Here is a 15,005-nt window from a genome sequence, read left to right as displayed (position 1 = left end):
CATCACACCCCCTAGCCTGAATATCTTTTTAGTAAATCGACCACCTCTTCAAGCTGCTCTCTACTTTCCTCTAGTAAATCATCCAGCTGCTTCATCCATTTTTCTTCTAACTTTGAATTCTCTATTTGTTCAACATGACTCTTTTCGTCTGAAACAAGATAGGCTATTAATAGCTGTAATGTACTTTTTTCAAGAAAGGCAAAGCTATTATCTTGTTCATTACGACGACTTAGCTGTTCCTTTACTAATTGTTGAATTACACTACCAAACTCTTGTTTTTCGTTGTCACCCATTGTCTTCCTCCTGTGTTTGGCCCATTCCATTTAGATTAATTGGATTTAAAACAACAACACCTTCTGTGAGCTGATCGCAATATGTAAAACCCATAATCGTGCCTGAATATGATAAATTATGGGACCATTTTATTTGAAAATTGGTAAATGAAATGGTTTCATTCGGTTCGATTGTTGATTTACCAACTGGTCTCAGCCAATACTCCTCTTTGCTTGATTTGTCATTAAAACGCTCCCACTGACTCTGCCCCTGTGTTTTAAAATTCGGAGTGAAATTTTCATGAACATATCTCCCTGAAAAGTAAAACGGTGACTCCTTGGGTATTGTTATACACAAAGATGGGTTCGTGACGGCTGCACTACCAATATTACGAATATGATAGGAGCCTAAACATAAACTCTCTTGCTCAGGATCATAAGAAATATTAATTGCAGTTGTAAAATAACTAATGAGGTTAATCCTATTCGGAATTGCTAATTCCTCAACCAATCTTTTAATATCATGAACATAGGCATTTGTTTGTTCTTTTAGTGCCTGTATCTTGTCTTCAATACGATCTGCCACTTTAAACCTCCTTGTTATTTCCATTAAAAAAAGAGAGGATTACCCTCTCTTCATAGTATGACTTTCTTCTTTTTGTTATCACAATTAACCAACAGTTGGGAAAATAACTGGGCATTGTTGTGGACGAACCGCAGTTGGACATGAGAATGGTAAGTCTGCTCTTGGTTCGCAGAAAGTTGCTAAAAATTCCACAGTAACTGGGAATGTAGATTGAATACTTTGACAAACAGCAACAGTAATTGTCAACGCAGAGAACGTGATTGTACCTGCTGCAGCACCTGTTCCAACACTAAGTGTTCCAGTTGTACAAACGAAGCAATCTAAATCTGTGTATAAAATTTCAACGTCTGTTCCCTTAGGTGCACATAATGTMACTTGCTCACAGCGAGAAACTGGAATATTATTGCTTGTGAAAACAGTACCATTAGGTAAAGTAACGACAATTGTTAGAATGAAGTTCTTTTGAACATTTAGATGTTGCAGACAAACAGTTGATCCATCAATAGAGAATTGGCGATTCTCACGGTTCAGAATCACAATTGGATTTGTAGTTGCTGGAATTACTCGACAAGTAACAATAGCACCTGTTAAGTCAGTAGTTGCTGTAACACCTGGGAATGTAATTGGTCCAGTAGGTGAAATATCAAACGACATTTCTTTTACAATCCAGTCGTATACCTTATCAACATTTATACAGATTAGTTCCTGCGCCTGGGATGGCATATGCTCTTGCATCCTTTTGACACCTCCATAAAATTTTTATCTTTCGTTTGTAGCATATGTTTTTCAGCTATAAGTGCATGGGCTAACAAATAGTTACATTGGATATTTATTAAAATCAATCAAGATTTGTTTTCATACACTTCCCTCATTAACGATACGAATCAAAATGTTGAAAGAACCGTTATATTTGTAACAGAAAGTCAATGTTTTTAATAAACTAATAATGGACTGAAAGGGGTGAACTACAATGGAAGCGTCAAAATTGTATACCACTCAAGAAATTGAAAATTTAAAGGAAAAAATTGAATCTTATAGAGAATCGTTAACCTCGTTAAAAATGGGGAAGKCAATTGAAGATTTCCTTTATATGAAGCAGGAGTTTGATGGACKAAAAACACAGATGGCCCATTTARAAGGGATTACAGAGACATTTGATACTAAACAAAATTCATATATAAAAGGATACGACGATCAAATTAGGGTTCTTTCAACACAGCTTGAGTCTTTGAATCAAACCATTGAAGGAATGAACCAAGAGATTTTATCAATTTTAAATAAACTGTTGCCAGTTAAAGGAAATGATACAAAAACCATAATGCCCTCCATTGACATGCCTGCTCAAACCTATTCTAATCTTTTACCTAGACAACCTAGAATGACACAGACAGCAGATCAAACTACAATTACATCAGCACAACCTTCTTATAGACTACTACAAAGTGTGGCAGGTAAAGCCAAAAACCACCAACCAAATGTAAATATCGGGGGTCCCTCTCCTCAGAATGGTCTACCGGAAACTAAACCTGAAGAACGGCATTTTAATCAGCAATATTTCCAATCAATCAATACGCACCCCAGCCAAATATACAATGGTTTATACAGAAACACGACAGTTGAATCCACCTTCCATTTTAAAAATGCCATGGATGCAAAGGAAGTTCCAGTAAGTGTATATGATCCATCTGCCGTACAGCCTGCTTCAAGAGAAGAAAACATCGAGAATGATACTTTACAATCTTCTATAGTTAATGAATCAGATAGCACTAAAACTGAAACATTAAATAATCCTATCGAGGCTGTGAAAATTGAGAATGAACATAACAATCTTGAGAATCCCATTGTAACGAATGAATCGATAGAACAAGTTATCTTGGAGMAACTTAGCGAACCTGTTAGTCAAGACATTGAAGCAATAGCTAGTGAGCCTCTCAACCAAATCATTGCAGAAACAGTAGCAGAACCTGCAGCTATAGATCATTCTCCTTCATTAGAAACAGAAGAATCTGTTGAAGTGTATCATGCTGATGCAACCTATGAGGTTCATCCGTCCTTTGAAGAAGAAATCATGCAACTTGAATCTGTAAACAAGCCGATTGAGGAAGAACATAAAAAGGGAAAAAACTCATTTTTCGATTTCTTTAAAAGATGGAGTTAACATTATCTTAAACATCCACTATGTCAAAACATACATAGTGGATGTCTTTATGTGTCAAATAAAAGCAGTCATAAAGAAATCATTGAATTTATAGGTGAAATAGATAATTGCCCTTAACCCCTAATCTGAAATGAATAGAATAATGAAGAAAGGGGGTGTAAAAATGTGTTTGAATAACTCAATGTGTGGCTGTTCAGGTAACGGTCATGGTAACGGGGAGTGTACTGCACTAGGACCTTTTGTTGCAATTGACGCTGCATGTATTACTCCACCAGTAGCTACTGGTTCTATTATCCCATTCTCATCAGGAATAACTCCTGTTGCATTAGTAGCTGCTGCTACTGGTTTAATTGCAACTGTAAGTCTTGTAGGTTTTGGTACAGCAGTTCCAGGGATTACTCTTGCTGGCGTTAATATTGATTTAACAACTTCTGCTGCTACAGAAGCATTTACGGTTCCACGTCCAGGTACTATTACATCTATTTCTGCTACAATCTCAGCAACTGCTGCTTTAACTCTAACTGGAACAGCAACTGTCAGAGCACAGATTTACCGCGCAGTTCAAGGAAGCAATGTATTCAGCCCTACTGCAGCATTTGTTGATTTATTACCACCTTTACCACTAATAGCATTAGCAGTAGGTACGATTGCAAGTGGTAATGCAAACGTTTCAGTACCTGTAAGTACTGGTGATCGTTTACTAATGGTATTCTCTATGACTACTACAGGAGTTGCTGCTACACTTGCTGGTAACGCAAGTGCTGGTATTACTATCGTATAAAATAAASTTAAATAAAAAATGAAAASAAGTGAYTTCCTCATTAGCAGAAATCACTTGTTTTTTCATAAAACATCCATATTTATTTAACCAAAGCATTCTGAATATGTGCCAAATGATGCTTACCATGCCATGCATAAAGGCCAATTGCATGCTCAAGAGTCGTCAGGCCTGAATCAGGATGATTAAAGGCTCTTTGTAATTGTTCATCCGATAAGCTTGACAGTAAATAAACCCAACGTTCATGTAAGCTTTCAATTAAATTAAAAGAAATTGCTACTGGCATTTCAGAATCTGGTAGCTGTGCCCATTCTGCCTCATTGTATGGCTTAATGGTTGGTACATCCTCTGTTAACGCTAGCTTAAAACGAATATAGCTATTCATATGACTATCAGCAATATGATGGACTAGCTGTGTCACTGTCCAGCCATTTTCACGATAAGATTTTACTAAGTCTTGCTCGCTTGCACCACTTAATGCCTCTGCAAGTTGTTTTGGTAACAAACGAATTTCATTAATCCACTCTAGTACTTGCTGTGAATTCATTTCTTTGGGAAATTGGAATTGTCCAATAGGATAACGTAAATCTTTCATATTGCTGACCTCCATTTTACTTTTTATCTTACCAATTTAATATTTTTCTTGCTACAACCTTGCACTGTAATTATCTATGTTCAATAGCTTTTCGTATTTAAATTTTTGAATGGCGTCTTCAGCATCTTGTGCATTTCAGAAATATGAAAGCAATACACAATGCAAGCTTACATGCGCACACCATACACCTCCTTTCCCAATACATATACAAACATCAAAAACCCTTATTTTATAAGTATAAATAATTACAAAATAAGGGTTTACTATTATTCCTGGATATCGTATATCAAAGTATCAAAGTATTTTTCATTTGTATACAGTAGAATAGCCCATTCACCAGGCTTAGGAAATTTCACATGAGAAGGTGTATGAGCATCTGCTCCATTAACAGGTCCTCCCAGTCCTATGCTCCAACCATTCGCTAAAATCGGTTGTATGACTTTAGAGTCTCTATGGTATCCAATAACCGTTAATTCTGTATCTCGTACTTCATCTATTCCCCATAGATGCCACATCCATTTTTGTGTGCTTAGACTAGGCATATTCGCACCAATGACACCCGACTTATCAGCATTACCAATAATGCCTCTTTCACCAAATTCCTGTGCCTTTTGATTCCAATCAACTGATGCAATATCACTTTCTTGCACAAAATCAGGTAGATCCTCTGGCATTGTAACATTTGCTTTGTCTGTACAACCCACTAAAAATAATAGCAATATACATACAAATACAACTCGTTTCATAACATCCCCCTTTCTTATGAAACGTTTGTTTTAACCAGATTGTTACAGATAATTCTGTAAATTATGAAACTATCATTTTATCTTACTCTTTACAATATCAACTAATGACTTTAATGGATGGAGAATTGTAATTGCCGTGTGATCTTCAAATCGTTGCGCTGCATCCACCATCGATAGCTGGGCAACTGATATGGATTTTTCTTCAGCTGACAAAGTATGTAAAGCCCTTAAAATAGCATCATCATATGCTTCCTTTTTCCCCTGCATAATGAGATTAAATGTATGCTCAATAATTTTTCCCTCTACATCTACTGATACTCCTTGATGCTTAGCATATTGGTGAAGTCTTGCCATCGTTCCTTCGACAGTTGCAGGATTTGTAAAAAGAATAAATTGAGGCTGTTGCTTACATATACTTTCAAAATAGGGCTCATCTATCTTTATGATAGGGGTCGAGGGATCGAGCAAAGTTTCATCCTCTAATAAAGCAATATAATTTGTACACGTTATTAAAATGGCATCCACATCACAACTAATTATCCATTCAATTTGCTCCTTAACTTTACGTGCTAAACCATCACTACCTTTAGACACGTGCTGTATCACGCCAGGGTCTACAAAATGGAGTATCTCTATGTCTTCAGCGCTTTGAAAAGCCTGCTCAATGTATTGTATATTGGAATAATGAGCATGCAAGCAGGCGACCTTTTTTCTCAATTAAACTCCTCCTCATTGGAAAGTCTCTTTTCCATGGTTGCTATTACTAGAGAGTTACCATTACGATTCTTCACCATTTCCTCTTTCGTTACAACATAACCTAAAGAACGATATAACTCAATATTACGTGGAACACTCATACGTACTTTGCACTGACTAATTGTAATCCCCTTCGATAGTGTATATTGTTCAAGCCAAGAAATTAGTGTTTTAGCTAAACCTTGTCCCTGTCTTTCTGGGATAACTGAAAGTCTAAAAAAATAAATTCCCTTTGTACTGAGGGTAAACCTTACCATGGCAACTGGCTGTTTTTCGATATAGCCAATAAACGCTTGTTCACTTTGCTGCATTGCCTGCTCAATAGAATCCACCGTTTCACTTAGTGCACTGGATGGTGGAGTAGCTTTTTCATATTCTTGAAACGCCTGTAGCATCACCTGATGTATAACTGGGGCATCCTTGCTCTGTGCTAAAACAATTTCCATCCTAAACCACCTCTTATCGTTTTTTATTCATAATAGTGCATATTAAAACAAAAAGAAACCGTATTATTTCGAATACGGCCTACTACTTAGTATGTTTGTCTTTCACTTTTGCTTCCTTTTCAATATGCTTTCTCGCTATTTTCAAACGTTGGATATCCTTTTTCTTAAGAGGAATAATCTCTTCCTTCATCATCTTAATATAAGAAATCATTAATAAAAGTAACACCACTGTAAAGGGTAATGCAGCAATTAACGAGGCCGTTTGTAATGCTTCAAGACCTCCTGTATACAATAAAACACCTGAAATAGCTGCCATCAAAACACCCCATACAAACTTTGATAAAATGGTGGGATTTAAAGATCCTTTTGTCGTCATACTTGCCATAATAAAGGTGGCGGAATCAGCAGAGGTAATTAAAAATATTATGATTAAAAGTATTCCAATTGTGGATGCAATCATTGAAAGTGGTAAGTGTTCAAAAAGCTGGAAAAGAGCAACCGTTACATCATTATGAACAGATTGAGCGATTTGTGCATCTTGATGTAAATCAAACCACATCGCAGTTCCTCCAAAGGTCGCGATCCAAAAGCAGGCAATGAGGGGCGGAATAATTAATACACCTATAATAAATTCTCGTATAGTCCTGCCTTTGGATACACGAGCTATAAAGGAGCCTACAAATGGTGACCAAGCAATCGCCCATGCCCAGTAAAAGATTGTCCAATCCTTCACCCAAGTTCCACCAACATATGGCTGCATCCTTAAACTATATTGAATAAAATTTGAAATATAATCACCAATAGCTAATGTAAAGGTTTCAAGTATAAAGATTGTTGGGCCTGTAATAAAAACAAATAAGAGTAAGACGATTGCTAAAGTCATATTGACATTACTCAGAATCTTCATCCCTTTTTGTAGACCTGTTGTGGCTGATAACATATAGCCAATAAACATGATAAGAATAATGGCCACTTGCAAGATAAATGTATCTGGCAAACCAAAGACAAATGTCAAACCTCCATTTGTTTGTAATACGCCTAGCCCTATAGACGTTGCTACCCCCATGACGGTAGCAATTACTGCGAGAATATCGATCGTTCCTTTAACGACTCGATTTGTTCCAGTGACAGGCTCTAAAGCAGTGGAGATGAGCATATTTCTTTTTTTATTGAATTGTACAAAGGCCATAACAAGGCCCAATATGGCATAAACAGACCACTGGCTTAATCCCCAATGAAAGAATGAATATCCCATCGCCAGTCGGGCTGCATCCGTTGATAGCGGTTTTGTGTCACTGAAGGGTGGTGAAAAATAATGACTCATTGGCTCAGCTACTCCCCAGAAGACCAAACCGACACCAAGTCCAGCTGAAAAGAGCATGGAAATCCAAGTTAGAAAACTAAACTCAGGGCGACCATCTTCCGATCCAAGGCGAATGGTACCATATTTGCTAATTGCCAAGCCAAATAAAAAAATAACGATAATAAAGACTGACATTAAATAAAACCAGCCAAAATAATCCGTTGTCATATGAAATACGCTGTTTGCTACGTTCTTAAATTTTTCTGGTATCGTTGCTCCGATAATGACCAAAAGAAAAATTGCTCCACTTGAAATAAGAAATACTGGGTTTCTTAAAATTTTATTTTGCATACAGCGCCTCCATTTATCCCAGACAGATGACCAAATTTCCTTTATTATGCGTATCATTCGTTAATTTTATTAATAAATAAAAAAGAAACCGCATTATCAAAAGACAATGCGGTCTACTATTAATGTGATTTATGCATAAAACGTATGGCTCTACTCATAACAGTTGGTACGATCGAAGCATGATTTTCGTTTAAAGCCTCATAAAATTCAACATTCATTATTTTTTCTAATACTGTCGCCATTTGGCGCGCATCATCCACCATAAAGGTTTCAAGTTCACCAGCGCTCAAAAACAAAGTTTCGTTCATGTCTTGATGCTCGTTCAGAAATACTGAAGCACACTGCACTAATTCATGCTCATTCCACCAAATGGATGGGCTAATAGCTAGATAGCGCTGGAAGCTGGATTGGTGGTGAAATAGTTGCCACAGTGCAAAGTAACCTCCTAGGGAATGACCAAATAAAGCTTGCTGTGCTTGATTTACTGGATATTGTGCCTCAATCGTCGGCTTTAGCTCTTCTTCTATAAAGAGACTAAAATCCACTGCTCCTCCAAGCTTCTCATGACCTTTTCCTTTAAATCTTGCTGGATAAATATAAGACTCCGCAGGTGCTGTAAAATCATAAAATCTTCTTTCACGCATATCGTCGCCATGACCAATTCCAATAACAATAGCTGGAAGGATACCTGTTTTTGGTGCATTACGACTTTGTAGACGCACCGCTTCCTTTACAAGGTTAAAATAGGATGAGCCATCAAGTACATACAAAACTGGAAAGCCATCTTGTGGCGCTTCCTCCTCTGGCACATAGATATTAATCGTGTACAAATAATTTGTCAATTTTGAAGTCATATGTTGTGTAATGTAGTCTACTTTAGTTGTATTCATTAGATATCCTCCTTCAAAATTTCATAGCCATAACATACAGGTGTATTGGTTACAGGATCTTCCATAATGCGTGCATCAATATTAAATACTTTACGCATTACCTCAGCACTTAAAATTTCCTGTGGCGTGCCAGTTTGCATAATAATACCCTTACGCATTGCAATAAGATGATCTGAATATCTGGCCGCGTGGTTAATATCATGTAGAACCATCACTACTGTACAGCTGTGGTGCTCATTTAAACTTTTAACAATGTCCAATACCTCTAGCTGATGCGCCATATCTAAATAAGTAGTAGGTTCATCCAATAGCAAGATATTTGTTTCTTGTGCTAAGGCCATAGCTAGCCAAACACGCTGACGCTGACCTCCTGAAAGCTGGGCAAGCTCCCTATTTCGATATTCCATCGTATTAGTAACTGTTAAAGCCCATTCAATCATTTCCTCATCCTTATTCGTTAAACGATTGACATTGTTGCGATGTGGATAGCGACCATACGCAATTAACTCCTCCACTTTCAATTGACCAGGAGCTATAGGTGTATGAGACAATATTGCTAGTTTCTTGGCAATATCTTTGGTCGATAAATTTTGCATATTTTGCTCCTGCAAATATACCGTACCTTGTTGTTTTTTTAAAATACGTCCTATCGTTTTAAGGAGTGTAGATTTACCACAACCATTTGGACCGATGATTGTAGTCACTTTGCCCTCTTCTATCGTTAAATTTAACCCTTCAAAGACACGTACCTGCTCATAACCTGAAGCCAAATTTTCCATTCTAAATGCAGTTTGCACGCCATTTCCTCCTATGCCTTAGATTTCACCAGTAAATACAAGAAATATGGAATCCCAATAATTGAAACAACAATACCTACAGCCAGTTCCGATGGTGCAAAAACGGTTTTACCAATAAAATCAGCGAGGATTAACAGACCTGCACCAATTAAAGCACTCACTGGCATAACGTAACGGTGCTGAATACCAACAAGCTGCTTGGCAATGTGGGGGGCCATTAAACCTATGAAGCCAATACTCCCTGATACAGACACACAAGCACTGACAAGACCTACACTGGCTAGTAACAGCTTCATTTTCTCCTTTTCAACAGCTATTCCTAAACTTGTGATGCTATCCTCTTCAAGCTGAAAATAATCGAGTAAATATGATTTTCTATGCACATATATTCCTAAAATCAAAAGCCAAGGTAGCATCGTAAGCGCAAAGATCCAATTCGCATTATAAATTGAACCTGCCATCCAAATAGCCGCTGATTCAAAATCTTGTGCACTCATTTTTAAGGATAGGAACAAGGACAAAGCTCCAAATCCACTATTGATAGCTATACCAGTTAAGATTAATCGCTGCATATCCAGATGACCATTTTTTAAAGCAAATGAAAAAATCAGGATAGCTGCAATTGTTCCACCGATAAAACCGAATAGTGGCATCATTAAAATTGACATCCAGCTGTTCATATCTGCACTCACTAGCTTTACTTGAAAGAAGTACATGAATAGTACGACTGCTGCACCAGCTCCAGCATTAATCCCTAATATTCCTGGATCTGCTAGTCCATTGCGTGTAATCCCCTGTAATACAACTCCTGCCATACCTAAGCCAATACCGACAAGTCCAGCAATGACAATCCGAGGTAAACGGAATTCAAATATAACAAGATCAAACTTTGAATTTGACTCGATCCGCAGCAATGTTTTGATAACATCCATTACAGACATATCAAAAACACCATTTGTAATATGTAAATAGCTCGCAACTAAAATCATTAAAACAAGCATCAGCATGGTTAAAAAGAATACACTTGAGGTTTTTTTACGCACGTTTTTCACCTCCGTGCTTACGAACTAAATATAAGAAGAATGGTACACCGACCAATGCGGTTAAGACACCAATTGGCGTTTCAAATGGATAATTGACAACGCGGCTCAGGACATCACAAAGCACTAAGAAAAAGGCTCCAATGACAGCTGCACAAGGAATAATATAGCGATAATCAACACCAACAAGGAAGCGTGTAATATGTGGTATGACTAACCCTACAAAGGCGATTTTCCCTACAAGTGCAACCGCTGTCCCTGYCAAACATACGACAGCTAGCATGCTAATAATACGTACTACTTTTGTTTTCTGTCCTAGCCCCATGGCAATATCTTCACCTAATGAAGTAATGGTAATCGCTTTTGCCGATAATAAAGCCAAGATCAACCCAGTTAAACCAAATGGAATAGAAAGAATCAGCATATCCATATTTACCATATGTACCTTTGTGTTATACCAAGCACTTACTGTTTGTGATACTTGGAAATACATCGCAATAGCAGTAGCAATACTACTTAAAAATGTGCCAATGACCGTTCCAATTATGGCTAGCCTTACTGGAGATAAGCCATTGCGGATTAACGAGCCAAAACCAAAGACAATACCAGCTCCCAATGCAGAACCAAGCATCGATAATAAAATCATTTGATAGTTTGGTAGCCCTGGAAAAAAAACAATGGCTAATGTAATGACAAATGCAGAGCCATCATTGACACCCATTAATGAAGGCGAGGCTAAATAGTTTCGTGTAATCCCTTGCATGACTGCACCGGCAACTGCTAAAAATGCTCCAACTAGTAATACCGCGGCAACTCTTGGAATACGGCCTGTTCTTATAATTTGATGATCGACATCCGATGGATCAAATGCTGTCATCGACTGCCATACTGTAATGGCACTAATATCTTTTGTCCCATACATAACAGAAATAAGTGCCACAAGGGCAATAAGGAAAGGAGATATCGCTAATATTGAAAACGACACTATGTTTGTTTTTTTCAACTTTCACACCTTTTTCTTTATCCATTTTGCGGTACACAATATCAATCACTTAAGTGTATACCCTTAACAACTGCCTGCAATGAAAAATGCCACATCTTACAAAAGGCTGGTAATAGCCCGGTGATACCACCAAATCTACTACCAGCCTGTTTATACTATTTAAATAATTTTTCAGCTGCAGCATCTAAGAATTTCACCTTAGACCAAGCAGTACCACCTTGTGCTAATGGCTCAATTGTGTTGACAAAAACTTGATTATTTTGTGTTGCCTTTAAGCTAGTGAAAATTGGATTCTTTTGTAGCTCCTCTAAAGCTTTTGGCGTATCCTTATTCTCTGAATCCTCGAATTGCAGGAAAATCACATCTGGATTTACTTGTGCTAATGTTTCAAGTGATAGTTCCGCTTGCGCCTTAGCTGTTGTAACAACTTCTGGTACAGGTGCTCCTAAATCTTCATATAGAACAGGGTTTAAATAAACGCCTGCTGGATAGATGTACATCACTCCACCACGAACACGGATGATTAATACTTGCTTATCTGCTAATTGCTCCTTGGATTTTACTTGGGCATCAGCAACTTTGGCTTCATAGTCAGAGATGATTTTCTTTGCATCCTCTTCCTTCCCAGCTAATTGTGCAAGCAATGTTAAATTTTCTTTCCAATTTGTTGAAATATGTGAGTATGGAATCATTGTTTGAATTTTGTTGAGCTTTTCAGCCGTTTCTTCAGGGAATTTCGAAGTACCCACAATTACATCAGGATCCAGATTAAGAATGGCTTCTGCATTTGGCTCCATTTTATTTCCTACAAGTGTAGCTCCTTCAAAATCTGTTGCTAGATAGGCAGGAACTTTTCCACCTACTTCTAGAACACCTACCGGCTTAATACCAAGCATTGCCGCATCTTCCATTGATTCAAGACTGGCAGCGACAATGTTCTTTACTTCGGCTGGTAGCTCATATTGCTCGCCTAAGTACGTGATGGTCTGCGTTGATTTAGCTTGCTCTGTCTGTGATTCTGTTGCACTTGTTTCTGCTGTATTAGCTGTTGATGTTGATTCCTCTGCTTTGTCTGTTCCACATGCGGCCAGTGATAATGCTAATAGTGCTGGTGCACACATTTTAAAATATTTATTCATAGATATTCTCCCCTAACGAGCTCATATTGATAATGATAATCGTTTTCATATATAAGTCAATATATAATTGATACTCATTATCATTTACGGATACTATCCTAACAAAGTGAAAAAAGATTGTGAATGGACGATTTCGAAAATGACATGGATTTTTGCCGATTTAAGCAATAAAAAAACTGCTTCTTTTTTATAAGAAACAGTCAATTATACATATCTGGCTTCCTCTATTTTTAACTTCCGATAGGCTGAGGGAGATAAACCCGTACACTTTTTAAATACTCTGCTAAAATAAAAACAATCTACATATCCAACACATTCTGCAATTTCAGCTACAGGTATTCCACCATATTCTAGTAAGTCTTTCGCACGTCGTATACGGTATTCTGTTATATATGTACTTGGATTCATACCTGTATGCTGCTCAAATAAATAAGCAAAACGACGACGCTCAATGCCCAATTCCATCGAGATATTTGATACTGAGATTTGCTGTGCATAATTTTCGTGTATATACTGTAATGCCTGTTCCATTAATTCGCTGGCACTATCTAAAACCTGCATTTTTGCCGCTACAAGGATATCTTCCAACAAATTCATAAATAATGTCTTAGACTTGAATACAGCCATATTACCAGGAAAGGAATAGCTTTCTACTAATTGCTGAACATGGCTAATAATTTGTGTGTTAAAGCCTGTATTGATTAGAAAATGTTGCTCGGCTAGCGGATATAGATTTATTTCTTCTGTAGGTAGGCTGTAATGAACAACTGCATACTCCCAACCTTTATGGCCAGTCGCTCTCACTTCTATCGGCATCTGGGGGCCAGCATGGGCAATCATTCCTGGCTCCATCATATAGGGGGTTCCATTAAAGCTAAAGATCGCACTCCCTGCAAGTGGCACTACTAAACCACACTTTTCTGGAGCTGTTGTTCTACCAGCATCTACTTCACCTGGCTCCATTTTTTTAGTAAAAACATCTGTAAATTTTACAGAAGCATGTGCAAAGTAATCAATTAAATACTTGATATCCATATGCTAACTCCTATACATGTATAACATTCTGAATCTGTGAAAAATGATGTAAATCATGATTGATTAATCCAACAAAATAGTCGATTATAGTCATTTCTGACGGCCCAATTTTAAATGACTGTTGCCATTGCTCGTCTGTCCATTGCTGAATGTCCTGCAATAATTGACGCCTTGTGGAAATAAAATCATTCAATGTTTCCTCCATTGTTTGTTCACGGCTTTTCTTAGCTGCCATCGAATTCAAATGTGCTACATCTGGCCCTTTCGGCAGACGCTCATCTGTAAAGAGAAAAGGAATTCGGTACTTTTGCACAAACTTGTCCCATGGAGGAAGATGCCCAATTACCTCTGCAACCGACCATTTCCCAGGTTCAATGGGCATACGCCATTGTGCCTCAGATAACCCTCGTAAATTATCTATCCAATCTAAAGATTTTATATAGTGTTTAATGACATAGGTTTTATCTTGTTGCAATTGTTCCCCCTCTTTCTTTTTTTATTGAAGATGAATTTTCAATTCTGGCCAACATAAATGCCATTGTTTTTGCTGAATTCTTTGACGATAAATCGCATAGGCATACTTATTTTCTAGGTAAAACGATGTTGGCTCTACTATGCCTGCTCCTAAAAGATGAATACCGTACGGTGCTGCAATCTCTAGTACCCCATCTGATAATTTTACTCCAATTGCCGTTGGGATTTCTGGGAAATGAGAGATTCCATCAACAGCAGACTGATATGGTTTACTACCATTTAGGACATGCATTCGTGCTTGATTTTTCACGGACCAAGGCTCGTTTGGAGATAACTTTCTCAGTTCTTGCTCATACTGCTTCTCTACTTCTTCTGCTAAATTTTCTTTATCAAAATATATCACATCAATATCAGCAATTGGTGTTCTTTCCTCCTTATTGTGAAGGTAATCCCATACCTTTGAGCGAATAATTCCTGCGCATATCCACCAATCTGGTAGTTGCAAGTTTTCTACTGTGGATAAAATGCTCATCATCCAGTCATCAGATGCAATTAAGTTCTTCAGCTCTTCCTCCGATTGAAGCAACCTCATTCTGTCAGCCTCCATTAATATAAATTAAATTTATAAATCACTAA

General features: G+C 37.5%; 18 protein-coding genes. 2 read left to right on the top strand and 16 right to left on the bottom strand.

Going from position 1 to position 15,005, the window contains the following annotated elements; all coding sequences use genetic code 11:
- Nucleotides 1-11: 11 nt before the first annotated feature.
- The 3 genes from ACHZEU_RS15450 to ACHZEU_RS15440 all read right to left on the bottom strand — a co-directional run bounded on the left by ACHZEU_RS15450 (nucleotide 12) and on the right by ACHZEU_RS15440 (nucleotide 1,593).
- The gene (locus ACHZEU_RS15450) at nucleotides 12-293 is read right to left on the bottom strand and encodes a hypothetical protein (RefSeq protein WP_048394106.1); all 282 of its coding nucleotides are present in this window, start codon (nucleotides 291-293) and stop codon (nucleotides 12-14) included.
- Nucleotides 286-858 (bottom strand): hypothetical protein, encoded by a 573-nt coding sequence (locus ACHZEU_RS15445; protein ID WP_404803539.1) that lies wholly within the window; start codon nucleotides 856-858, stop codon nucleotides 286-288. Before ACHZEU_RS15445 ends, ACHZEU_RS15450 begins: the two co-directional genes overlap by 8 nt.
- Nucleotides 859-942: 84 nt before the next feature.
- On the bottom strand, nucleotides 943-1,593 hold the full coding sequence (locus ACHZEU_RS15440) for a hypothetical protein (RefSeq protein WP_004231775.1): 651 nt from the start codon (nucleotides 1,591-1,593) through the stop codon (nucleotides 943-945).
- Nucleotides 1,594-1,828: 235 nt separating this feature from the next.
- Between ACHZEU_RS15440 and ACHZEU_RS15435 the strand changes: the two genes are divergently transcribed.
- Both ACHZEU_RS15435 and ACHZEU_RS15430 read left to right on the top strand, forming a co-directional pair.
- Nucleotides 1,829-3,016, top strand: coding sequence for a hypothetical protein (locus ACHZEU_RS15435; protein WP_404803538.1), 1,188 nt, complete (start codon nucleotides 1,829-1,831; stop codon nucleotides 3,014-3,016).
- Between the two features lie 163 nt (nucleotides 3,017-3,179).
- On the top strand, nucleotides 3,180-3,797 hold the full coding sequence (locus ACHZEU_RS15430; RefSeq protein ID WP_048394100.1) for an exosporium glycoprotein BclB-related protein: 618 nt from the start codon (nucleotides 3,180-3,182) through the stop codon (nucleotides 3,795-3,797).
- A 79-nt stretch (nucleotides 3,798-3,876) separates the two neighbouring features.
- Here ACHZEU_RS15430 and ACHZEU_RS15425 read toward each other — a convergent pair whose 3' ends face one another.
- The 13 genes from ACHZEU_RS15425 to ACHZEU_RS15365 all read right to left on the bottom strand — a co-directional run bounded on the left by ACHZEU_RS15425 (nucleotide 3,877) and on the right by ACHZEU_RS15365 (nucleotide 14,961).
- On the bottom strand, nucleotides 3,877-4,389 hold the full coding sequence (locus tag ACHZEU_RS15425) for a YfiT family bacillithiol transferase (RefSeq protein ID WP_048394098.1): 513 nt from the start codon (nucleotides 4,387-4,389) through the stop codon (nucleotides 3,877-3,879).
- A 266-nt stretch (nucleotides 4,390-4,655) separates the two neighbouring features.
- Nucleotides 4,656-5,135 (bottom strand): hypothetical protein, encoded by a 480-nt coding sequence (locus ACHZEU_RS15420; RefSeq protein WP_048394097.1) that lies wholly within the window; start codon nucleotides 5,133-5,135, stop codon nucleotides 4,656-4,658.
- 72 nt (nucleotides 5,136-5,207) lie between these two features.
- Nucleotides 5,208-5,852, bottom strand: a complete 645-nt coding sequence (locus ACHZEU_RS15415) for a hypothetical protein (RefSeq protein WP_048394095.1) — start codon at nucleotides 5,850-5,852, stop codon at nucleotides 5,208-5,210.
- Entirely contained in the window at nucleotides 5,849-6,337 is a 489-nt protein-coding gene (locus ACHZEU_RS15410; protein WP_048394093.1) for a GNAT family N-acetyltransferase, read from the bottom strand. Before ACHZEU_RS15410 ends, ACHZEU_RS15415 begins: the two co-directional genes overlap by 4 nt.
- 82 nt (nucleotides 6,338-6,419) lie before the next feature.
- Complete coding sequence (locus tag ACHZEU_RS15405) at nucleotides 6,420-7,991, bottom strand: BCCT family transporter (RefSeq protein WP_048394092.1); 1,572 nt, start codon at nucleotides 7,989-7,991, stop codon at nucleotides 6,420-6,422.
- A 119-nt stretch (nucleotides 7,992-8,110) separates the two neighbouring features.
- Nucleotides 8,111-8,881 carry an alpha/beta hydrolase gene (locus ACHZEU_RS15400; protein WP_048394090.1) on the bottom strand — a complete coding sequence of 257 codons (771 nt, stop codon included), beginning with the start codon at nucleotides 8,879-8,881 and terminating at the stop codon, nucleotides 8,111-8,113.
- A complete protein-coding gene (locus ACHZEU_RS15395) occupies nucleotides 8,881-9,660 on the bottom strand; it encodes an ABC transporter ATP-binding protein (protein ID WP_404804596.1) in 780 nt (259 codons plus the stop codon). The genes ACHZEU_RS15400 and ACHZEU_RS15395 overlap by 1 nt, the downstream gene beginning before the upstream one ends.
- Before the next feature lie 29 nt (nucleotides 9,661-9,689).
- Complete coding sequence (locus ACHZEU_RS15390) at nucleotides 9,690-10,685, bottom strand: iron ABC transporter permease (RefSeq protein ID WP_016993066.1); 996 nt, start codon at nucleotides 10,683-10,685, stop codon at nucleotides 9,690-9,692.
- 28 nt (nucleotides 10,686-10,713) lie between these two features.
- Nucleotides 10,714-11,721, bottom strand: a complete 1,008-nt coding sequence (locus ACHZEU_RS15385; RefSeq protein ID WP_404803537.1) for a FecCD family ABC transporter permease — start codon at nucleotides 11,719-11,721, stop codon at nucleotides 10,714-10,716.
- Between the two features lie 155 nt (nucleotides 11,722-11,876).
- The gene (locus ACHZEU_RS15380) at nucleotides 11,877-12,860 is read right to left on the bottom strand and encodes an ABC transporter substrate-binding protein (protein WP_048394087.1); all 984 of its coding nucleotides are present in this window, start codon (nucleotides 12,858-12,860) and stop codon (nucleotides 11,877-11,879) included.
- A 204-nt stretch (nucleotides 12,861-13,064) separates the two neighbouring features.
- Nucleotides 13,065-13,895 (bottom strand): AraC family transcriptional regulator, encoded by an 831-nt coding sequence (locus tag ACHZEU_RS15375; protein ID WP_048394085.1) that lies wholly within the window; start codon nucleotides 13,893-13,895, stop codon nucleotides 13,065-13,067.
- Between the two features lie 10 nt (nucleotides 13,896-13,905).
- Nucleotides 13,906-14,370, bottom strand: a complete 465-nt coding sequence (locus ACHZEU_RS15370) for a DinB family protein (protein ID WP_048394083.1) — start codon at nucleotides 14,368-14,370, stop codon at nucleotides 13,906-13,908.
- Nucleotides 14,371-14,391: 21 nt separating this feature from the next.
- Nucleotides 14,392-14,961, bottom strand: a complete 570-nt coding sequence (locus ACHZEU_RS15365) for a nucleotidyltransferase family protein (protein WP_048394081.1) — start codon at nucleotides 14,959-14,961, stop codon at nucleotides 14,392-14,394.
- Nucleotides 14,962-15,005 lie beyond the last annotated feature (44 nt).

The organism is Lysinibacillus sp. S1 (assembly GCF_044986265.1).
In the GTDB taxonomy this organism is placed as follows: domain Bacteria; phylum Bacillota; class Bacilli; order Bacillales_A; family Planococcaceae; genus Lysinibacillus; species Lysinibacillus capsici.
The sequence above is the reverse complement of the archived record's forward strand: the minus strand, read 5'-3'. Positions and strand labels throughout refer to the sequence as shown.

Bases quoted from the DNA above. Each gene is read 5' to 3' on its own strand.
- ACHZEU_RS15380 (WP_048394087.1), bottom strand. From the start codon at position 12,860: ATGAATAAATATTTTAAAATGTGTGCACCAGCACTATTAGCATTATCA.
- ACHZEU_RS15400 (WP_048394090.1), bottom strand. From the start codon at position 8,881: ATGAATACAACTAAAGTAGACTACATTACACAACATATGACTTCAAAA.
- ACHZEU_RS15410 (WP_048394093.1), bottom strand. From the start codon at position 6,337: ATGGAAATTGTTTTAGCACAGAGCAAGGATGCCCCAGTTATACATCAG.
- ACHZEU_RS15365 (WP_048394081.1), bottom strand. From the start codon at position 14,961: ATGAGGTTGCTTCAATCGGAGGAAGAGCTGAAGAACTTAATTGCATCT.
- ACHZEU_RS15375 (WP_048394085.1), bottom strand. From the start codon at position 13,895: ATGGATATCAAGTATTTAATTGATTACTTTGCACATGCTTCTGTAAAA.
- ACHZEU_RS15425 (WP_048394098.1), bottom strand. From the start codon at position 4,389: ATGAAAGATTTACGTTATCCTATTGGACAATTCCAATTTCCCAAAGAA.
- ACHZEU_RS15450 (WP_048394106.1), bottom strand. From the start codon at position 293: ATGGGTGACAACGAAAAACAAGAGTTTGGTAGTGTAATTCAACAATTA.
- ACHZEU_RS15405 (WP_048394092.1), bottom strand. From the start codon at position 7,991: ATGCAAAATAAAATTTTAAGAAACCCAGTATTTCTTATTTCAAGTGGA.
- ACHZEU_RS15420 (WP_048394097.1), bottom strand. From the start codon at position 5,135: ATGAAACGAGTTGTATTTGTATGTATATTGCTATTATTTTTAGTGGGT.
- ACHZEU_RS15395 (WP_404804596.1), bottom strand. From the start codon at position 9,660: ATGGAAAATTTGGCTTCAGGTTATGAGCAGGTACGTGTCTTTGAAGGG.
- ACHZEU_RS15430 (WP_048394100.1), top strand. From the start codon at position 3,180: ATGTGTTTGAATAACTCAATGTGTGGCTGTTCAGGTAACGGTCATGGT.
- ACHZEU_RS15390 (WP_016993066.1), bottom strand. From the start codon at position 10,685: ATGCTGATGCTTGTTTTAATGATTTTAGTTGCGAGCTATTTACATATT.